Genomic DNA, 19,519 nt, shown 5'->3' with positions numbered 1-19,519 from the left:
CCGAATCGATGTGGCGCTGGTGGGCATCGGCCTGCCGCACGCCCAGAGGCTCGCCGGAGGCGAGCGCCGCCACCCCCGACGAACAGGCACTGGTCCATGCCGCCGGCGATGTGATCCGCCATTATTTCGACGCCGCCGGCGCGCCGGTCGACTGGGAGGGCGAGCGCCGGATGATTGCGGCCTCGCCGAAGCAGCTGCGCCGCGCGGGCCTCGTCGTCGGCATCGCCGCCGGCCCGGAGAAGGCCGAGGCGATCCTCGGCGCCGTCCGCGCCGGCCTCGTCACGGCCCTCGTCACCGACGCCCGCACCGCCGAGGCGGTCCTGGGGCGGGAGCCGGCGAAGTGAGGCGGATGCGGCCGGCGCGGTCGGGCACGGCTCGGGAAAACCCGGCAGACTTGGAGCAATTCCATCCTCGCCTTGGGCAGAGGGAACCGCGCCGGGGCGCCACGCCTCCGGCAAGCTCAAACAAACCATAGAAATAAGTTTCAGGAACAAATTTCTCTTGACGGAATGGCACCGCGCGCGTTTGATCGCCGCCAAGCGCCGGCATCAAGCCAAGGCGCTGCTCCTGGGAGGACACATGAACCGCCGTTCCATCCTCAAGACCGTTGCCGCGTCTGGCCTTGCGATCGCCATCGGCCTCGGCAGTCTTGTTGCGGCGCCCGCGCACGCGCAGGACAAGAAGACCATCGCCCTCATTCCGGGCCTGACCACCGACGCGTTCTACATCACCATGCGCAAGGGCGCGCAGGCCGCGGCCGACGCGCTCGGCGTGAACCTCGTGTTCCAGGGCGCGCCCGACTTCAACCCGGTGCTGCAGGTGCCGGTGCTCGACGCGGTCATCGCCCGCAAGCCGGACGCGATCCTGATCGCGCCGACCGACACGACCCAGCTGGTCGAGCCGCTGCGCAAGGCGACCGAGGCGGGTATCCCCGTCATCACCGTCGACACCTTCATCGGCACCGGCAAGTACCAGACCGGGGCCGGCGATGCCGACTTCCCGCTGTCCTACATCGCCTCCGACAACGTGCTCGGCGGCCGGATGGCGGCCCGTGCGCTGGCCGAGGCGATCGGCGGCGAGGGCAAGGTCTACGTCTCGAACGTGAAGCCCGGCATCTCCACCACCGACCAGCGCGAGGAAGGCTTCAAGGCCGAGATGGCCGAGAACTTCCCCAAGGTCACCGTGCTGGAAACCCAGTTCAACGACAACGACGCCAACAAGGCGGCGAGCCAGCTGCAGGCGGTCTTCGCCCGCAACGCCGACCTGAAGGGCGTGTTCGGCGCCAACCTCTTCTCCGCGCTCGGCGCCGGCAACGGCGTGCAGCAGGCGGGGCAGACCGGCAAGGTCCGCGTCGTCGCCTTCGACGCGCCCACCTCGATCGTCGACAACATCAACAGCGGCCTCGTCGACGTGGCGATCGCCCAGCATCCGGCGGAAATCGGCTACTACGGCGTCGTCTCGGCCGTCGCCCACCTGACCGGCCAGTCGATCCCGACCGCCATCGGCACCGGCTTCACGGTGATCGACAAGGACAATGTCGGCGACCCGAACGTCGCGAAGTACATCTACTCCAACTGATCCCGTCCCCCGGCGCCCGCCTCACCGCGGGCGCCGTCCGCCCGACGCCACTCACCGCGCGATCCCCCCGGGCCGTGCAGCGCAGGGGATTTTGCCGCATGTCCACACCCATCGAACTCCAGTACCACCTCCGGTCACGGCAAGCCCCAGGCCGACCATGCCGATCAGGCCCGCACCATTGTCCAGCGCATCGCCGACCTGCGCGCCTGGCTGTTTCTCGCCGCGCTGATCGCCGGCTTCGAGATCTGGGCGCGGGTGGCCTTTGGCGGTACGTTCATCCTGAACACCTTCAACCTGCAGTCGATCGCGATCTTCGCCGTCGCGCCGCTGCTGCTCGCCACTGGGCAGACCTTCGTCATCATCTCCGGCGGCATCGACCTCTCCATGGGCTTCATCATGGGGCTCGCCGCCGTGGTCGCCGCTCATACGATCAATTTCGTCACCCCCGGCGCCGGCCTGCTCGTCGGCGTGCTCTCGGGCTTCATCGTCGGCGTGCTCGTCGCCTGCGGCCCGGGCATCATCAACGGCCTGCTGATCTCGCGGCTGAAGGTGCCGCCGTTCATCGGCACGCTCGGCATGTTCGGCGTGGCGCGCGGCACAGCCTTCCTGCTCGCCGGCGGCACGACCGTGCCGATCAGCAACAGCCTGTTCGCGGTCATCGGCAACGGTCGCGTCTTCGGCATCCCCTACATCGTGCTCATCACCGCGGTGTTCATGCTCGGGATGCACTACCTGCTCAGCCAGACGAAATTCGGCCAGCACAACTATGCGATCGGCGCCAACGTCCAGGCCGCCCGCCGTGCCGGCATCGACGTGAAGGGCCACCTGTTCCGGCTCTATGTCCTGTCCGCCGCCTGCGCCGGGCTTGCCGGCGTGCTCTACGCCGCCCGCTTCAACGCCGGCGCCGCCCAGGCGGGCGAGCCTCTGCTCCTCGACTGCGTTGCCGCCGTCGTCATCGGCGGGGCGAGCCTCTTCGGCGGCTCGGGCACCATCCTCGGCACCGTCGCCGGCGCCTTCGTCATCGCCGTCATCCAGTACGGGCTCGTCTTCGTGAACGTCGAGCCGTTCTGGCAGTTCATCTCGGTCGGCGTCGTCATCATCATCTCGGTGCTGATCGACCAGGCGCAGCGCCGCTTTTCGGGAGGCCGGGTCGATGAGTGAAGCCCTGCTGGAGGTCCGCGGCCTCTCCAAGCACTTCGGTGCGATCCGCGCCCTGAACGACTTCGACATGACGATCCACCGCGGCGAGGTCGTGGCGCTCGCCGGCGACAACGGCGCCGGCAAGACGACGATGATCAAGACGATCTCCGGCGTCTTCCAGCCGACCGCGGGCGAAATCCGCCTGGCGGGCCAGCCGGTCAGCTTCGAGACGCCGCAGGAGGCGCGCGACAAGGGGATCGAGACGATCTATCAGGACCTCGCGCTCGCCGACAACCTGTCGATCGGCGCCAACATCTTCCTCGGTCGCGAGCCGATGACGAAGAAGTTCGGCTTCCTGCCGGTGCTCGACCGCAAGGCGATGCGCGAGGCTGCGCGGGAAACGATGGCGCTGCTCGACTTCCACGTCTCCCGCCTCGACGCGCCGGTCTCGAACTTCTCCGGCGGCCAGCGGCAGGCGGTGGCCATCGGCCGCGCGGTGCACTGGAACGCGCAGATCCTCATCATGGACGAGCCGACCGCGGCGCTCGGCGTGCCCGAGCAGCGCAAGGTGATCTCGCTCATTCATCAGCTGAAGGCGCAGGGCCGCGGGATCATCTTCATCTCGCACAACCTGCAGGACATCTTCGCGGTGTCCGACCGGATCATCGTCATGCGCCGTGGCATCAAGGCCGGCGAGCGCAAGATCTCCGAGACCACCCACGACGAGGTGGTGAAGCTGATGATCGGGGGATGAGGTGTCGGACAAGCCGCTGAGGGGCCGCACCGCGCTCGTCCCGGCGCCAGTTCGGGGATCGGCCGGGCCACGGCGCTGGCGCTGGCGACGGCCGGTGCCCGGGTGGCGCGCTCGCGCGAGCGGCTCGAGTCGGTGGCGATGAAGGCGGGCAACGGCGCGGTCGTCGTGCCGGCCGACCTGACGCGGACGGGCGCCGCCGAGGGTGCCGTGGAGCGGGCGCGTGCCGCGCTCGGGCAGATCGACATCCTCTTCGCCAACGCCGGCCTCCACATCCCCGGCGACGTGGCCGACGGTGACCCGGACGAGTGGGACGAACTGCTGACGGTGAACGTGAACGCCATCTTCCGCCTCGTCCGTGCGGTGCTGCCCGAGATGGTCGCACGGCAGGACGGCGACATCATCGTCACCTCGTCGGTCTCCGGCCACCAGGGATCCAGTGGGAGCCGATCTATTCCGCCTCGAAGCACGCCATCCAGTCGTTCGTCCACGGCCTGCGCCGGCAGGTCGGCCCCGCCAACGTCCGCGTCGGTGCCGTGGCGCCGGGCGTGGTGCTGAACGAGCTCTGGGGATATTCCGACCCGGCCGTGATCGACGCCAAGGTGGCCTCCCGCGAGGGCCTGCGTTCCGAGGGCGTGGCGGACGCGGTGCTGTTCATGCTGACGCGGCCGGCCAACGTGACGATCCGGGATCTGGTGATCCTGCCGTCGAATCAGGATATTTGAGGCCAGGGACGCTTCTGCCCCGCCGGGTGGCGGCCGACCCGCTCCGCGCGAGGCTCTTCCCATCAGCGCCCGAACCGTCTATATGCCAGCCGCCGGCTGGGATCCGTCCCGGCCGGTCCGTGTTTTCATGACCCTGCTGGACGACATCCCGGCTGGCGCCAGTGAAAGCGGCGGTTTCGCAAAGCTCACGAGAAGGAATTTCCCGATGTCGATCACGCCCGACGTGAAAGAGCAGCTGATCAAGGACTACGCCACCAAGGCCGGCGACACCGGGTCGCCCGAGGTGCAGGTCGCGATCCTGACCAGCCGCATCAACACGCTGACCGAGCACTTCAAGGCCCACAAGAAGGACAACCACTCGCGCCGTGGTCTCCTGAAGATGGTGTCCCAGCGCCGCAAGCTTCTCGACTACGTCAAGAAGAAGGACGAGGCGCGCTACCAGTCGCTGATCGGCCGCCTCGGCATCCGCCGCTGACGAAAGAGGGCGCGCTCCCCCGAGGGGCGCGCCCTTCGCGTCCGGCGCCGGGATGGTGCGCCGACGACCCCAAAGCCATCCATGTCCGCCGGGCCCCTCCGACCCCAAGGGAGCGCCCTTGTCCGAGAAGCAGCGGGGTCCGCGGGAAATGATCCCCCGCGTTGCACGGCCCGGACCAGGGGGTCCGATCGCCGAGACCGAAGGAAGAGATATGTTCAACGAAGTCAAGAAATCCATCGAGTGGGGCCATGACACGCTCACGCTCGAGACGGGGAAGATCGCGCGCCAGGCCGACGCCGCCGTGCTCGCCACCTATGGCGAGACCAGCGTGCTCGCCACCGTCGTCTACGAGAAGAAGGCCAAGGCCGGCCAGGACTTCTTCCCGCTGACCGTGCACTACCAGGAAAAGACCTATTCCGCCGGCAAGATCCCCGGCGGCTTCTTCAAGCGCGAGGCGCGCCCCTCCGAGAAGGAGACGCTGACCTCGCGCCTGATCGACCGGCCGATCCGGCCGCTGTTCGTCGAGGGCTTCAAGAACGAGGTCCAGGTCATCGCCACCGTGCTCTCCTACGACATGGAGAACGACCCGGACATCGTCGCGATGATCGCCGCCTCTGCCGCGCTCACGCTCTCCGGCGCGCCGTTCATGGGCCCGATCGGCGCCGCCCGCGTCGGCTTCGTCGATGGCTCCTACGTGCTGAACCCGGCCGTCGACGACATGGAGAAGCTGCGCGAGAACCCCGAGCAGCGGCTCGATCTCGTCGTGGCGGGCACCAAGGACGCGGTCATGATGGTCGAGTCCGAGGCCTATGAGCTCAGCGAGGCCGAGATGCTCGGCGCGGTGAAGTTCGGCCACGAGCAGATGCAGCCGGTGATCGACCTCATCATCGACCTCGCCGAGGTGGCCGCGAAGGAACCCTTCGCCTTCCAGCCGGCCGACACCGCCGCGCTCTACGAGCGGGCCAAGGCCGCCGGTGGCGAGGCGATGCGCGCCGCCTTCGGCATCCGCGACAAGCTGGACCGCCAGGCCGCCGTCTCGGCCGCCAAGGACCAGATCAAGGCCGGCCTCTCCGACGACGAGCGGGCCGATCCCGCGCTCGATGGCGTCATCAAGAAGCTCGAGTCCGACGTCGTGCGCTGGGACATCCTCGATGCCGGCCGCCGCATCGACGGGCGCGATCTCACCACCGTCCGCCCGATCGTCTCCGAGGTCGGCGTGCTGCCCCGCACGCACGGCTCCTCGCTCTTCACCCGCGGCGAGACGCAGGCGCTGGTCGTCACCACGCTCGGCACCGGCGACGACGAGCAGATGATCGACGCGCTGCACGGGACGTATCGCTCGAACTTCCTGCTGCACTACAACTTCCCGCCGTTCTCGGTGGGCGAGACCGGCCGCATGGGTTCGCCCGGCCGGCGCGAGATCGGCCACGGCAAGCTGGCGTGGCGCGCGCTGCAGGCGGTCCTGCCCGCCGCGACGGATTTCCCGTACACGATCCGCGTCGTGTCGGAGATCACCGAGTCGAACGGCTCGTCCTCGATGGCCACCGTCTGCGGCTCGTCGCTCTCGATGATGGACGGCGGCGTGCCGCTGAAGGCGCCGGTCGCGGGCGTCGCCATGGGCCTGATCCTCGAGGGTGAGCGGTTCGCGGTGCTGACCGACATCCTCGGCGACGAGGATCACCTCGGCGACATGGACTTCAAGGTGGCGGGCACGGCCAACGGCATCACGTCGCTGCAGATGGACATCAAGGTTGCCGGCATCACGCCCGCGATCATGGAGCAGGCCCTCGCCCAGGCGAAGGACGGCCGGATGCACATCCTCGGCGAGATGGCGAACGCGCTGACCAGCGGCCGGACCGAGTTCTCCGCCCATGCCCCGCGCATCGAGACGATGCAGATCGCGGTCGACAAGATCCGTGAAGTCATCGGCTCGGGCGGCAAGGTCATCCGCTCGATCGTCGAGGAGTCGGGTGCGAAGGTCGACATCAACGACGACGGAACCATCAAGATCGCCTCGGCCAACGCCGCGGCGATCGAGAAGGCGCGCGAGCTGATCGGCGCCATCGTCGACGAGCCGGAGATCGGCAAGATCTACACCGGCAAGGTGGTGAAGATCATGGACTTCGGCGCCTTCGTGAACTTCTTCGGCAAGCGCGACGGGCTCGTCCACGTCAGCCAGCTCTCGAGCGAGCGGGTGAGCCACCCGAAGGAAGTGGTGCAGGAAGGCCAGACCGTGAAGGTGAAGCTGATGGGCTTCGACGAGCGCGGCAAGGTTCGCCTCTCCATGAAGGTCGTCGACCAGGAGACCGGCAAGGAGAAGGCCGAGGCGGACGCCACCGCGGAGTGATCCGCCGGGCGAACCTCACCTGAGGTAAGGCAAGGCCCCGCCACTGGCGGGGCTTTGTCGTTGTCGGGAGGCGCTTTCGGATACGGCGAGCGGTCTTGATGTGCTTCAAGCTCCCGAGAACTCGCGCGCTACGACCTCGATGCACGACGGTGAGATCCTGCTCGCGCCCCTCCGCAGCCAGGAGGCGGTTGTATCGTCGCGCATGGAGGGGACGATTTCCACGCTGGAGGAGATCCTGCGGATCGAGGGGGAAGAAGATGCCGGTGACAAGGAGGCATTCTCCAACGCCAGATCGGAAGCCGTCGAGACCTTCCTCCATGCCCGTGCAATGCGCCGGATTCAGCTCCAGATGGCGGACGGGCAACCGCTCTCGGAATTCCTGATCCGAAGCGCACATCAGATCCTGCTGTCGTTCGGCCGCGGAGCCGGCCTCGAGCCCGGCTCATACAAGAGCCAGCAGAACTACATCGGGGACAGCCGGCGGCGGTCGATCTCCTTTGTGCCGATCTCGCCCGAAAGCCTGCCTTCCGCAACAACCGCTTCACGGCGTCGAGCGGGATCCCGTCGCACGTGACGATGGATATCACGCGCAAGCTGCGGGATGCCGGCCTGCTCGTCCAGGTGGCGCCAGGCGCGGGGAGGCGGGCGGCGATGTACGCATTTCAGCCGCTGATCGACATCGTGCGCCAATCCGATTGAGAGGCGATTCACCGAATGGTCGCGGCCTCGTGAGAAAGCCTTGATGATTGCCGGCAATGGTATCACCTTCCCGGTCAAGGGGGAGATGCTTAGAAGCGTGCTCAAGGACAAGCGACGGCTGCACCGTCAGTTCGAGGCTCTGGCCCGGGCCATGCCCGTGACCCGGCCCGTGACCGAACGGCTTTTGAGGGATGGCATGCGGGTCGTTCGCCTGCCTGCTGCCTTCGTGCTGATTCTGGGCGGGTGCTTCTCGTTCCTGCCGGTGCTCGGCATCTGGATGCTGCCGCTCGGGATCATGCTGCTCGCGGTCGACGTGCCTTTCATCCGTCCGACGGTGGCCGCCAACTCGATCCGCAGCCGGCGGCGCCTGAGCGTGTTCTGGCGCGAGCGCGTCCGGCGCCGGCGGCGCCTCGCCGACGAACAGCAGCAGAGCGGCGGCCAGTAAGGGGAGGCGCGCGGGGCGAGCACGACACGGCTTGTTCTCTCGCCGATCTTGCCGTATGGCCTCCGGCGGTAGTGTTGCCCCTTCGGTCTGCTCCACGTCTTACGACCGGTCGGCCTCTCGATCCTGGTACGACCCTACCCGAGCCGCCGCACTCTCGCGGGCGGGAGTTGCCAAGGAGTGATGCATGGCGACCGGAACGGTGAAGTGGTTCAACGCGACCAAGGGCTATGGCTTCGTCCAGCCCGACGCGGGCGGTAAGGACATCTTCCTTCACGTGTCTGCTCTGGAGCGCGCGGGCCTCAGCTCGATCGCCGATGGCCAGAAGATCAACTACGAGCTCGAGTCCGGTCGCGACGGCCGCACCTCGGCGGGGTCGATCACGCTGGTTCGGTGAACCTGCGGGGCGCCTGACGGTGCCCGGCAAGCGCGCCCGGCGGCTCCCACGGAGCGCGCCGGGCTTTTCATGTTCGGGTGAAGGCAAAGGCGCATGCAGGCCGAGGGGGAGGCGACGTCCGCAGCCGGGGTCTGGCTGGACCGCAGGACGCCGCCCCACATCGTCACGGTGGTGTCGATCGCCGGCATTGCCGCGCTCAGCCTCAACGTCATCCTGCCGTCCCTGCCCAGCATCGCCGCGGAATTCGGCGCCGACTATGCCCTCGTCGCCACCGCGGTCTCCGGGTATCTCGGGCTGACCGGCGTCCTGCAGCTCGGGCTCGGGCCGTTGTCCGACCGCTACGGCCGGCGTCCGGTCCTGCTCGTGACGGGCGCGATCTTCCTGCTTGCTTCCCTCGGCTGCGCCGTGGCGCCGAACATCGCGGTCTTCCTCGCCTGTCGCATGGCGCAGGCTGCCGTCGCCTCCGGGCTCGTGCTGAGCCGGGCAATCGTGCGTGACATGGTGCCGCCGCTGCAGGCCGCCAGCCTGCTCGGCTACGTGACGATGGGCATGTCGCTCGCCCCCATGGTGGCGCCGATGCTGGGCGGCATCCTCGACGAGACGTTCGGATGGCGCTCGGTCTTCGTCTTCAGTCTCGTCTCCGGCGCGGCGGTGTTCGCGCTGGTCTGGGCGGACCTCGGCGAGACCAACGCGCGGCCGAGCGAGAGCCTGGCGGCGCAGTTCAGCCAGTATCCGGCGCTTCTGGGCTCGCGGCCGTTCTGGGGCTATTCGCTCACCGCGACCTTCGGGGCCGGGGTGTTCTACGCCTTTCTCGGCGGCGGCCCGTGGGTGGCGCGCGAGGTGCTCGGCATGTCGCCGGCCGGGCTCGGGCTGCACTTCGGCTTTCCGGCCTTCGGCTATCTGGTCGGTAACTTCCTCTCCGGGCGCTACGCCAGCCGCGTCGGGCTCGGCGGCATGATGCTGGCGGGCGGTGTCGTCACGCTGGTTGGCGTGGTGATCGCTGCGTGGCTGTTCCTCGCCGATGTGGCGGGACCGCTCAGCTTTTTCTCCGTGATGGTGCTCACCGGCGTCGGCAACGGTCTCGTGCTGCCGTCGGCCAACGCCGGCGTCGTCTCGGTCCGGCCCGACCTCGCGGGCTCGGCGTCCGGGCTCGCCGGGGGGTTGATGATTGGCGGCGGGGCACTGCTCTCCGTCGCGGCCGGTGCGCTCGTGGGGGCGAGCGCGGGCGCGCTCGGCCTCGTCTGGCTCATGCTGGCGAGTGCGGTCCTCGGGGTGCTCGCGACGCTCGACGTGCGGCGGCGCGGGGTGCTCTGACCGATCGCCGTCCGATCAGGCGGCCTGGAACGGCAGGGGGGTGCCGGTGAAGACCGCCGCCCGGGCGCCCACGGTCGCCGGGTCGCCGGTGGTGAGGTAGCGCGCGCTGCCGGTGCCGCCGGCGAAGCGCGGGTGGCGCTTCAGGTAGTCGCGGAGGCTCGCGGCGATCAGCTCGGGCTGAGACACGAGCATGGTCGCCGGGGGCAGGGCAGCGCGGAAGGCGGCCTCGACCAGCGGATAATGGGTGCAGCCCAGCACCGCCGACTGCGGCGCCGGCAACCGGGCGAGCAGGGCCGCCACATGCTCGCGCGCGACACGGGCGGCCCGGTCGAGTTCGCCCGCCTCGATCGCCTCGACCAGCCCGGTGCAGGCCTGCGGCACCACCGTGACATCGCGCGCGCGAAAGCGCAGCTCGCGCGGGAAGGCGCCGCTCCGCACCGTTGCGGGCGTGGCGAAGAGCGCGACGTCGCGCAGCCCGGTGTGGGTCGGCGGCGTATTGTCGCCCCAGTCGCGCCGGGTCAGGTGCTCGATCACCGGCACGAAGACGCCGAGCACGCGGTGGGTGGCGGGGTTCAGCCAGTTCACCTGCAGGTCGTGCAGGGCAACCGCCGAGGCGGTGTTGCAGGCCAGCACGACGAGGCCGCACCCCTCGCGGAACAGTCTTTCGACGCCGGCGATGGTCAGCTCGTATATCTCGGCCGGCGCCTTCCAGCCGTACGGGGCGTTGGCGTTGTCGCCGAGATAGACGAAATCCTGCCCCGGCAGCGCCCGGGCGAGCGCCGAGAGGATGGTGAGGCCGCCGAGGCCGCTGTCGAACACACCGATGGTCATGCGCAACCTCTAGACGAGTCGCCGGGGGCGAGGGAAGGGGGCTCACCCGCCGTCGCGAGCAGCCAGTCGCGAAACGCCGCGACCGCCGGGGCCCGGTCGGCGGCGGGTGCGGGGGATGACAGCAGGTAATAGCCGCACGTGTCGCGCACGGCGATCTCCGAGAGCTGCCCGAGGCGCCCCTCGCGCAGGTCGTCCGCGATGATCGCGAGTGGGCAGAGCGCCACGCCCTGCCCGGCGAGGGCGGCGGCGCGCAGGAGGTTGAAATCCTCGAACACCGGACCGGGGGCCACCGGCAGGGCGGCCGCGCCCGCCGCGTCGAGCCAGCCGCGCCAGCCGGAGAGGTCGGTGTCGTGCAGCAGCCCGGCCGCCAGCATCGCCGCGGGTGTCTCCGGCCGCCCGAGGTGAGGGGCCGCGACCGGCACGGTGCGGCCCGGCAGGAACCGCGCCACGGCCATCCCCGGCGGGTCCAGCGGCCGCTCGGCGAAGACCACGGCCAGATCGGCGTCGCGAAAATCGACCGGCTGGCCATGAATGGCGTAGACGATCCGCACCGTCACGTCCGGCAGCAGCGCCCGGAAGCCGCCGAGCCGCGGGATCAGCCAGCAGATCGCCACCGAGGGGATGACCGCGACCGTCAGCGACGGCGGCCCGCCCGCGCGGCGGGCGCGGCGACAGGCGGCGTCGATCTCGCCCAGCGCCCGAGACAGCGCCGCCGCCAGCTCGGCGCCGTGCGGCCGCAGCGTGGCGCGGTTGCCGCTTCGCTCGAACAGCGGCGCGCCGAGCCAGTCCTCGAGGCCGCGCACCTGATGGCTCACCGCCGACTGCGTGACGCAGAGCTCGTCGGCTGCTCGGCTGAAGCTGCCGTGGCGCGCGACGGCTTCCAGCACGCGCAGCGCGCCGAGCGGGGCTTGGGACATGGCGGCTCTCCATGAGGCCAGCTCATGCTGGCGCGAGAAGAGGTCTTTTGACAAGACCCCACCTCCGCGCGACACTCCGGCCCATTCCCCGACAGGAGACCACGACGATGGACGGCAGCCTGCTCCCCCGCGCCCGCCTTCAGGACTTCACCCGCAATGGCCCGAAGGTGACGCCGACGTTCTCGGCGGCGGAGATGCGGCGCCGGCTCGACGCGGTGCGCGGCGCCGTCGCGGCGGTGGGCGCGGACGCGGCGCTGTTCACGTCCTACCATAACATCAACTACTACTCGGATTTCCTCTACTGCTCGTTCGGCCGTCGCTATGGCCTCGTCGTGACGCCCGAGGCGGCCACCTCGATCTCGGCCGGCATCGACGGCGGCCAGCCGGCGCGGCGCACCTTCGGCGGCAACGTCACCTACACCGACTGGCAGAAGGACAACTGGTTCCACGCCATCCGCGGCCTGACCGGCGGCGTCCGCCGGCTCGGCATCGAGTTCGACCACGTGACCATCGACACGCTGGCGCTGCTCAAGGCCGAGTTCCCGGGCATGGAGTTCGTCGACATCGCCGCGCCCGCGATGCGGCTGCGCATGGTGAAGTCGGCCGAGGAGATCGCCCACATCACCGAGATGGCGCGCATTGCCGACCTCGGCGGCGCCGCCTGTGTCGAGGCGGCGCGGGTCGGGACGCCGGAGCACGAGGTCGCGCTGCACGCGACGGCGACAATGGTGCGCGAGATCGCGCGGAGCTGGCCGCACGCCGAGCTGCTCGACACCTGGACCTGGTTCCAGTCGGGCCTGAACACCGACGGTGCGCACAACCCCGTCACCTCGCGCCGGATCGAGCGGGGCGACATCCTGTCGCTCAACTGCTTCCCGATGGTCGCGGGCTACTACGTCGCGCTGGAGCGCACGCTGTTCGCCGAAACGGCCACGGACGAGGCGATCCGGCTGTGGGAAATCAACTGTGCGGTCCACGATCGCGGCAAGCAGCTGCTGGTGCCCGGCAACCGCTGTTCCGACATCGCCCGCGAGTTGAACGAGATGTATGCGGCACAGGGCCTGCTGCAGTACCGCAGCTTCGGCTACGGCCATTCCTTCGGCGTGCTCTGCCACTACTACGGCCGCGAGGCCGGGCTCGAGCTGCGCGAGGACTGCGAGACGGTGCTGGAGCCCGGCATGGTGGTGTCGATGGAGCCGATGATCACCATCCCGGAGGGGACGGCCGGCGCCGGCGGCTATCGCGAGCACGACATCCTCGTCCTCACCGAGGACGGCAATCGCAACATCACCGGCTTCCCCTACGGCCCGGCGCACCTCATCGTCGGCTGACGCGTCAGCGGCGCATCCAGAGGGTGCGCCAGCCGGGCTTGCCGGCGTTGACCGGCAATGGCTCGGGCCCGGCCTCGGTCAGCAGCCCGACCTCCTCGCCCTCGAGCAGCAGGCAGGAGAGCCGCCCGGTGCGGAACCCGCCGGTGTCGACGGCGATGCGGTTGGGATGGTGCTCGACCTCGGGCACGATGGTGTGGCCGTGCACGACCTTCACGCCGAAGTCGGCGCTGGAGGAGAGGAACGGCTCGCGGATCCAGATCAGATCGTCGCGCTCCTGCGCGTCGAGCGCGACGCCCGGGCGGATGCCGGCATGGACGAAGAAATAGCCGCCGATCTGGAACCCCAGCTCGCAGGCGTCGAGAAATGCCATGTGCTCGGCCGGGAACGCCGCGGCGAAGGCGTCGCGGGTCGCCGCCGGATGCAGGTCGCTGGCGTCGGGCACGCCGTAGGACGCGAGGGTGGCGTTGCCGCCCATGGCGTCGTGCAGCCAGTGATAGGTCCGGTCGTACCAGTCGGGATCGCGCAGGTAGGCACTCACGTAGCTGTCGTGGTTGCCGAGAAGGAAGCGCGCCGGCAGGGCCGAATCGCGCAGCGCCATCAGCGCCTCGAGCACGCCGCGGCATTCGGGGCCGCGGTCCATGTAGTCGCCGAGGCAGATCACCAGCGGCTGCGGGTGCGGCCGGCGCGAGAGATCGCGGCGAATCCGGTCGAACATCGCCGAAACGAGGTCGAGACGGCCATGCATGTCGCCGATCGCGTAGATGCGGCGGCCTTCGGTGAGATCGCTCATGTGCGCCGCACTATCGCCGCGCCGTCGGCTTGTCCAGATGCCGCCCGGCCTTGCCCAGCCGGCCCGCCGGGGACTATCACGCGACGGGGCGGAGCGGCAGGCGCCATGACACCCCGCGCCGGCGCTCTCCGAACCAACGGGACGACCCCATGCTTGATGCCCTGACGAGCCTCCTGACCCTGACCGTGCTGGAGGTCGTGCTCAGCATCGACAATCTGGTGGTCATCGCGGTGCTCGTCGGCAAGCTGCCGAAGGAGCGGCAGGCGGCGGCGCGCTACACCGGCATGACGCTGGCGCTGGTGCCGCGGCTGGTGCTGCTCGTGTTCATCGGCTGGATCATCGGCCTGACCCAGCCGCTGTTCCATGCCTTCGGCCACGACGTGAGCGGCAAGGACCTGATCCTCGCCGCGGGCGGGCTGTTCCTGATCTACAAGGCGACGATGGAGATCCACGAGGCGCTTGAGGGCGACGAAGGCGACGGCAGCGCTCGGGTCATGGGCAGCTTCACCGCGGTGGTGGTGCAGATCGCGCTCATCAACCTGGTCTTCTCGATCGACTCGATCGTCACCGCGGTCGGCATGGCGAACGAGATTCTGGGTGATGGCGGTGGCGGTGATCCTGTCGATGATCGTGCTCATGGTCGCCTCCGGGCCGGTGGCCGCGTTCGTCGAGGCACATCCGACGGTGAAGATCCTCGCGCTCGGGTTCCTCATCATGATCGGCATGGCGCTGGTCGCGGGGGGCTTCGGCGTCGATATCCCGAAGGGCTACATCTACACCGCGATGATCTTCTCGGTCTTCATCGAGTCGATCAACATGCTGTATCGCCACAAGAACAAGCCCGTGCACCTGCACAGCCACTACGAGGACGGTCCCGCAGAGGGTGCGCGCGAGGCCGGCGACGCGGCGGACCCGGACGCCCGGTCCTAGACGCGCCCGCGGCGTCGGCGATCACCGCGGCGGGATTTCGGAACAGACCCCCTTCACAGCCGCACGGAAATCGCCTATCCGGGCCCCGGGCGCGTTCCCGATGAGGGCGAGCGGGGCGCACTCAGGAACATCGCCCTGACAGTGGAGCTCATAGGATGAGCGATCCCGAGGCCGCCGTGCTCACGGCGCCCGCCAAACCCAGCGCAACCCCCGTCCGTCCCGAGTTCTCCTCGGGCCCCTGCGCCAAGCGCCCGGGCTGGACCGCCGAAGCGGTCGCCGCGCGCGCCTTCCTCGGCCGCAGCCACCGCGCCGCGAAGCCGAAGGCGCAGCTCAAGGATGCGATCGAGCGCACCGCGCGCGTGCTCGGCGTGCCGGCCGGCTATCGCGTCGGCATCGTGCCGGCGTCCGACACCGGCGCCTTCGAGATGGCGATGTGGTCGATGCTGGGCGCGCGGCCGGTCGACATGCTGGTCTGGGAGAGCTTCGGTCAGGGCTGGGCCACGGATGCCACGAAGCAGCTGAAGCTCGCCGACGCGCGCGTGCTGACCGCCCCCTACGGCGAGCTGCCGGACCTCGCGCAGGTGCGCAGGGACGCCGACGTCTGCTTCACCTGGAACGGCACCACCTCCGGCGCCCGCGTGCCGAACGGCGACTGGATCGCCGACGACCGCGAAGGGCTCACCTTCTGCGATGCCACGTCCGCGGCGTTCGCGCAGGACCTGCCGTGGGCCAAGCTCGACGTCACCACCTTCTCCTGGCAGAAGGCGATGGGCGGCGAGGGCGGTCACGGCATCCTGATCCTCAGCCCCCGCGCCGTCGAGCGGCTGGAGACCTTCACCCCGCCGCGGCCGCTGCCGAAGATCTTCCGCCTGACCAAGGGCGGCAAGCTCATCGACGGGGTCTTTGCCGGCGAGACGATCAACACCCCCTCCATGCTCTGCGTCGCCGACGCGGTGGATGCGCTCGAGTGGATGGAAAAGCTCGGCGGTCTCGAGGCCACCCGGGCGCGCGCCGACGCGAACTTCACGGCGATCCAGGAGTGGGTCGACGCGACGGCGTGGGTCGAGAACCTCGTCGCCGATCCGGCCGCGCGCTCCAATACCTCGGTCTGCCTGAAGATCGTCGACCCGGCCATCGCCGCGCTCGACGAGGCGGCGCAGCGCGACTTCGTGAAGAAGCTCGTCAAGCTGCTCGAGACCGAGGGCGTGGCCTACGACATCGCCGGCTATCGCGATGCCCCTCCGGGCCTGCGCGTGTGGTGCGGCACGACGGTCGATACCGCCGACGTGGCGGCGCTCGGCCCGTGGCTCGACTGGGCCTTCGCCTCCGCCCGCGCCTGATCCTGACCCTATCCCCTGACAACGGCGGGCCGTGCGTGCCCGCCGATCGTGGAGCCATACCCATGCCCAAGGTTCTCATCTCCGACGAGTTGTCGGATGCCGCCGTGCAGATCTTCAGGGATCGCGGCGTCGAGGTCGATTTCCAGCCGAAGCTCGGCAAGGATCCGGCGAAGCTCGCCGAGATCATCGGCAACTACGACGGCCTCGCCATCCGCTCCGCCACAAAGGCGACGGCCGAGCTGCTGGCCAAGGCCGACAACCTCCGCGTGATCGGCCGCGCCGGCATCGGCGTCGACAACGTCGACATCCCCGCCGCCTCCGCCAAGGGCATCGTGGTGATGAACACGCCGTTCGGCAACTCGATCACCACCGCCGAGCACGCCATCGCGATGATGTTCGCCTGTGCCCGCCAGATCCCCGCCGCCGACGCCTCGACCCAGGCCGGCAAGTGGGAGAAGTCGCGCTTCATGGGCACCGAGATCACCGGCAAGACCCTCGGCCTGATCGGCGCCGGCAACATCGGCTCCGTCGTCGCCGCGCGCGCCATCGGGCTGAAGATGAAGGTCATCGCCTACGATCCGTTCCTCTCGGCCGAGCGCGCGCAGGCGCTCGGCATCGAGCGCATCGAGGAGGTCGAAGACCTGCTCGCGCGGGCCGACTTCGTGACGCTGCACGTGCCGAAGACCGAGAAGACCGCCAACATCCTGTCGGCCGAGCGCATCGCGAAGATGAAGCCGGGCGCGCGCCTCATCAACTGTGCCCGTGGCGGCCTCGTCGACGAGGCGGCGGTCGCCGAGGCGCTGAAGTCGGGCCACCTCGCCGGCGCCGCCTTCGACGTGTTCTCGGAAGAGCCGGCCAAGACCAATCCGCTCTTCGGCGCGCCCAACGTCGTCTGCACGCCGCACCTCGGCGCCGCGACCACCGAGGCGCAGGAGAACGTGGCCCTGCAGGTCGCCGAGCAGATGTCCGACTACCTGATGGCGGGCGCCATCTCGAACGCGATCAACGCCCCCTCCGTGACCGCCGAGGAAGCGCCGATCCTGAAGCCGTGGATCGACCTCGCCGGGATGCTCGGCAGCTTCGCCGGGCAGGTGACGGACAGCCCGATCAAGGAAATCGAGATCGAGTTCGTCGGCGAGGTCGGGCAGCTCAACCTGAAGCCGCTGACTGCGGCGCTGACCGCGGGCCTGCTGAAGCCGCTGGTCGGCGAGGGCGGGGTCAACATGGTCTCGGCGCCGGTCGTCGCCCGCGAGCGCGGCGTGCTCATCACCGAGAGCCGCAAGGACGCGCAGGGCGCCTTCGGCTCCTACATGCGCCTCATCGTCACCACCGAGACGATGACCCGCTCGGTGGCCGGCACGATCTATTCCGACGGCAAGCCGCGGTTCATCCAGATCAAGGGGATCAACCTCGAAGCCGAGCCGATGAAGTTCATGCTCTATACCACCAACACCGACACGCCGGGCTACATCGGCGCGCTGGGGACGAAGCTCGGCTCGCTCGGCATCAACATCGCGACCTTCGCCCTGGGGCGCGAGCAGAAGAGCGGCGAGGCGATCGCGCTCCTCGGCGTCGACGAGGCGGTCGCCCCGGAAGCGCTCGCGGCCCTCGCGACGCTGCCGCAGATCCGTCAGGCCAAGGCCCTGAAGTTCTGAGCCTCGATCCCCGACCCGTGCCGACACCGGCACGGGTCGGGGACACCCGCATCGGGAAAATGCGCAGCGGAGCCCGCCGGGCGAGTCGCTGATGCACGCGCGCGCCTCCGCCCGGGGACGGCGTAGCTACGCGTTCAGAGATGTCGCTGGGAGGAAGTGGCGGGTCGCGACCGACAATGATGATCACTACGTTTACGCTATAGCGCTACTATAGTAGTAGAAGCTCTAGCGTGAGGTCTCCGCCACTTGTCAAGCGTCGTTCTATCGGGAGGTCAAATGGGCGTATCAAACCCACTCGAAACTGTTGTCCGCATCCTCCAGTTGATCGACGAGGTGAAGTCGAAAATGGTTGATACACAGTTGGCGAAGGTTCAATGGCGGCCTCAGTCTCCCGAATCGGCCAATAGCCTCGCAGAGCTTGCGCACGAGGCATTGGTCCGTTGCGACGACGTTACCGAAGCCGTGATAGTCGTGACCGTTGCAGCAATGACAGTTGCTACCCGCGAGGCCGAACAGTCCAAGTAGCTTGCTTATCCCCCCTACGCTGTCTTGCGTGCGGACGGCGCCAAGCGGCAACCGCATCGTATCGCCAGCCAGGGCCGGATAGTCTGGCGCACAATAGCGTAGGTTTGGCGGACTGGGGAGGATTTCGAACCCCCGACCCCTTGATTCGTAGTCAAGTGCTCTATCCAACTGAGCTACCAATCCGTCGGGGCGCGAGATACGCCGGCGGGCGGCGGAATGCAAGCCTTCAATGAAGGTTTCTGCACAGCGGATTGCCCGGCTGGACCCCGGCGCGGAAGTCGGCCATGCACGGCAAAACGGTCTTGCTTCGGGAGGATGGAAATGGCGGGCAGACGGGTGCTGTTCACGGGCGGTTCGGGCAAGGCCGGGCGACACGTTGTGCCCTATCTCGTTGCCGCGGGCTGGAAGGTGGTAAACGTCGACCTGGCGCCGCTCGACGTGCCGGGGGTCGACACCCTCTCGGCCGACATCACCGACTCGGGGCAGGTCTTCGACGTGCTGACCTCGTACGGCAATCTCGGCGAGCTTGACGCGGGCACCGGCGTGCCGCGGTTCGACGCGGTGGTCCACTTCGCGGCGATCCCCCGCATCCTCATCAAGCCGGACAACGAGACGTTCCGGGTGAACACGATCGGCACCTACAACGTCATCGAGGCGGCGGTGAAGCTCGGGATCCGCAAGGTGGTGATCGCGTCGTCCGAGACCACCTACGGCATCTGCTTCTCCGACGGCATCACCGATCCCAAGGCGCTGCCGCTGGACGAGGACTACGACGTCGACCCGATGGACAGCTATGGCTGTTCCAAGGTGGTGAACGAGGTGACGGCGCGCAGCTTCCAGCGCCGCTCGGGGATCGACATCTATTCGCTCCGGATCGGCAACGTCGTCGAGCCGCACGAGTATGCGACGCTGTTCCCGGGCTATTTCGCGGCGCCGGAGGTGCGGCGACGCAACGCGTTCTGCTACATCGACGCGCGGGATCTCGGGCAGATCGTCGACAGGTGCCTCAAGACCGATGGGCTCGGCTATCAGGTGTTCAACGCCGGCAACGACACCAACGGCATGAACATACCGACGGCGGAGCTGATCGAGCGGTTCTTCCCCGGCGTGCCGGTGACGCGGCCGATGGGCGAGAACGAGGCGCTGTTCTCGAACGCCAAGATCCGCCGGATGCTCGGGTTTCGCGAGGAGCACGACTGGCGACAGTACGTGGCGGGCTGAGCGGTTCGCGTCTCGCGCGCCCGGGAGATCGACGGGCGGGACGCGGCCTTTGCCGCGACAAGGAGCGCGCTGGTGCGCGCAGTCTTCTTTTCCGGTTTTCCGGCTGTTGCC

General features: G+C 68.9%; 20 protein-coding genes, 1 tRNA gene and 2 pseudogenes. 19 read left to right on the top strand and 4 right to left on the bottom strand.

Annotation, left to right across the window (positions count from 1 at the left end):
- The first annotated feature begins 8 nt into the window (after nt 1-8).
- From QM699_RS14085 to QM699_RS14030, 12 genes and pseudogenes are all read left to right on the top strand, one after another.
- On the top strand, nt 9-344 hold the full coding sequence (locus QM699_RS14085; RefSeq protein ID WP_415011719.1) for a sugar-binding domain-containing protein: 336 nt from the start codon (nt 9-11) through the stop codon (nt 342-344).
- Between the two features lie 235 nt (nt 345-579).
- The gene (locus tag QM699_RS14080; RefSeq protein ID WP_415011718.1) at nt 580-1,578 is read left to right on the top strand and encodes an ABC transporter substrate-binding protein; all 999 of its coding nucleotides are present in this window, start codon (nt 580-582) and stop codon (nt 1,576-1,578) included.
- A 255-nt stretch (nt 1,579-1,833) separates the two neighbouring features.
- Entirely contained in the window at nt 1,834-2,739 is a 906-nt protein-coding gene (locus tag QM699_RS14075) for an ABC transporter permease subunit (protein ID WP_415011717.1), read from the top strand.
- Complete coding sequence (locus QM699_RS14070) at nt 2,732-3,472, top strand: ATP-binding cassette domain-containing protein (protein WP_415011716.1); 741 nt, start codon at nt 2,732-2,734, stop codon at nt 3,470-3,472. The genes QM699_RS14075 and QM699_RS14070 overlap by 8 nt, the downstream gene beginning before the upstream one ends.
- Nucleotides 3,473-3,574: 102 nt before the next feature.
- Nucleotides 3,575-4,194 (top strand): annotated as a pseudogene (locus QM699_RS14065) (SDR family oxidoreductase).
- A 205-nt stretch (nt 4,195-4,399) separates the two neighbouring features.
- On the top strand, nt 4,400-4,669 hold the full coding sequence (rpsO, locus tag QM699_RS14060; protein ID WP_415011715.1) for a 30S ribosomal protein S15: 270 nt from the start codon (nt 4,400-4,402) through the stop codon (nt 4,667-4,669).
- 211 nt (nt 4,670-4,880) lie between these two features.
- On the top strand, nt 4,881-7,016 hold the full coding sequence (gene pnp, locus QM699_RS14055; RefSeq protein WP_415011714.1) for a polyribonucleotide nucleotidyltransferase: 2,136 nt from the start codon (nt 4,881-4,883) through the stop codon (nt 7,014-7,016).
- Between the two features lie 139 nt (nt 7,017-7,155).
- Nucleotides 7,156-7,590, top strand: coding sequence for a Fic/DOC family N-terminal domain-containing protein (locus tag QM699_RS14050; RefSeq protein WP_415011713.1), 435 nt, complete (start codon nt 7,156-7,158; stop codon nt 7,588-7,590).
- On the top strand, nt 7,587-7,715 hold the full coding sequence (locus tag QM699_RS14045; protein WP_415011712.1) for a hypothetical protein: 129 nt from the start codon (nt 7,587-7,589) through the stop codon (nt 7,713-7,715). The genes QM699_RS14050 and QM699_RS14045 overlap by 4 nt, the downstream gene beginning before the upstream one ends.
- A 40-nt stretch (nt 7,716-7,755) precedes the next feature.
- Nucleotides 7,756-8,160: a tryptophan synthase subunit beta gene (locus QM699_RS14040; protein WP_415011711.1), complete on the top strand. Its 405-nt coding sequence runs from the start codon at nt 7,756-7,758 to the stop codon at nt 8,158-8,160.
- A 184-nt stretch (nt 8,161-8,344) separates the two neighbouring features.
- Entirely contained in the window at nt 8,345-8,554 is a 210-nt protein-coding gene (locus QM699_RS14035; protein ID WP_415011710.1) for a cold-shock protein, read from the top strand.
- Nucleotides 8,555-8,647: 93 nt separating this feature from the next.
- Entirely contained in the window at nt 8,648-9,868 is a 1,221-nt protein-coding gene (locus tag QM699_RS14030) for a multidrug effflux MFS transporter (protein WP_415011709.1), read from the top strand.
- Between the two features lie 15 nt (nt 9,869-9,883).
- Here QM699_RS14030 and QM699_RS14025 read toward each other — a convergent pair whose 3' ends face one another.
- Together QM699_RS14025 and QM699_RS14020 are read right to left on the bottom strand one after the other, a co-directional pair.
- Nucleotides 9,884-10,699, bottom strand: a complete 816-nt coding sequence (locus tag QM699_RS14025; RefSeq protein WP_415011708.1) for a glutamate racemase — start codon at nt 10,697-10,699, stop codon at nt 9,884-9,886.
- Nucleotides 10,696-11,616 carry a LysR substrate-binding domain-containing protein gene (locus QM699_RS14020; RefSeq protein WP_415011707.1) on the bottom strand — a complete coding sequence of 307 codons (921 nt, stop codon included), beginning with the start codon at nt 11,614-11,616 and terminating at the stop codon, nt 10,696-10,698. Before QM699_RS14020 ends, QM699_RS14025 begins: the two co-directional genes overlap by 4 nt.
- 107 nt (nt 11,617-11,723) lie before the next feature.
- Between QM699_RS14020 and QM699_RS14015 the strand changes: the two genes are divergently transcribed.
- Entirely contained in the window at nt 11,724-12,947 is a 1,224-nt protein-coding gene (locus QM699_RS14015) for an aminopeptidase P family protein (protein WP_415011706.1), read from the top strand.
- A 4-nt stretch (nt 12,948-12,951) separates the two neighbouring features.
- Here QM699_RS14015 and QM699_RS14010 read toward each other — a convergent pair whose 3' ends face one another.
- Complete coding sequence (locus tag QM699_RS14010) at nt 12,952-13,737, bottom strand: metallophosphoesterase (RefSeq protein WP_415011705.1); 786 nt, start codon at nt 13,735-13,737, stop codon at nt 12,952-12,954.
- A 149-nt stretch (nt 13,738-13,886) separates the two neighbouring features.
- Here QM699_RS14010 and QM699_RS14005 point away from each other — a divergent pair.
- The 5 genes and pseudogenes from QM699_RS14005 to QM699_RS13985 form a co-directional block, all read left to right on the top strand.
- Nucleotides 13,887-14,270, top strand: a pseudogene (locus tag QM699_RS14005) (TerC family protein); the annotation flags it as partial.
- Nucleotides 14,271-14,337: 67 nt separating this feature from the next.
- Nucleotides 14,338-14,667, top strand: coding sequence for a TerC family protein (locus QM699_RS14000; protein ID WP_415011704.1), 330 nt, complete (start codon nt 14,338-14,340; stop codon nt 14,665-14,667).
- A gap of 155 nt (nt 14,668-14,822) precedes the next feature.
- On the top strand, nt 14,823-16,007 hold the full coding sequence (locus tag QM699_RS13995) for a phosphoserine transaminase (RefSeq protein WP_415011703.1): 1,185 nt from the start codon (nt 14,823-14,825) through the stop codon (nt 16,005-16,007).
- Nucleotides 16,008-16,069: 62 nt separating this feature from the next.
- Nucleotides 16,070-17,662 (top strand): phosphoglycerate dehydrogenase, encoded by a 1,593-nt coding sequence (serA, locus tag QM699_RS13990; protein WP_415011702.1) that lies wholly within the window; start codon nt 16,070-16,072, stop codon nt 17,660-17,662.
- A 276-nt stretch (nt 17,663-17,938) separates the two neighbouring features.
- Nucleotides 17,939-18,187: a hypothetical protein gene (locus tag QM699_RS13985; RefSeq protein ID WP_415011701.1), complete on the top strand. Its 249-nt coding sequence runs from the start codon at nt 17,939-17,941 to the stop codon at nt 18,185-18,187.
- Nucleotides 18,188-18,292: 105 nt separating this feature from the next.
- Here the strand turns inward: QM699_RS13985 and QM699_RS13980 are convergent.
- Nucleotides 18,293-18,370: transfer RNA gene (locus tag QM699_RS13980), tRNA-Arg, on the bottom strand.
- 138 nt (nt 18,371-18,508) lie between these two features.
- Here QM699_RS13980 and QM699_RS13975 point away from each other — a divergent pair.
- A complete protein-coding gene (locus QM699_RS13975) occupies nt 18,509-19,408 on the top strand; it encodes an NAD-dependent epimerase/dehydratase family protein (protein ID WP_415011700.1) in 900 nt (299 codons plus the stop codon).
- Nucleotides 19,409-19,519: the final 111 nt, after the last annotated feature.

It is taken from the genome of Amaricoccus sp., assembly GCF_047602525.1.
Lineage (GTDB): Bacteria > Pseudomonadota > Alphaproteobacteria > Rhodobacterales > Rhodobacteraceae > Amaricoccus.
This window is presented reverse-complemented; position numbering and strand designations above follow the sequence as displayed.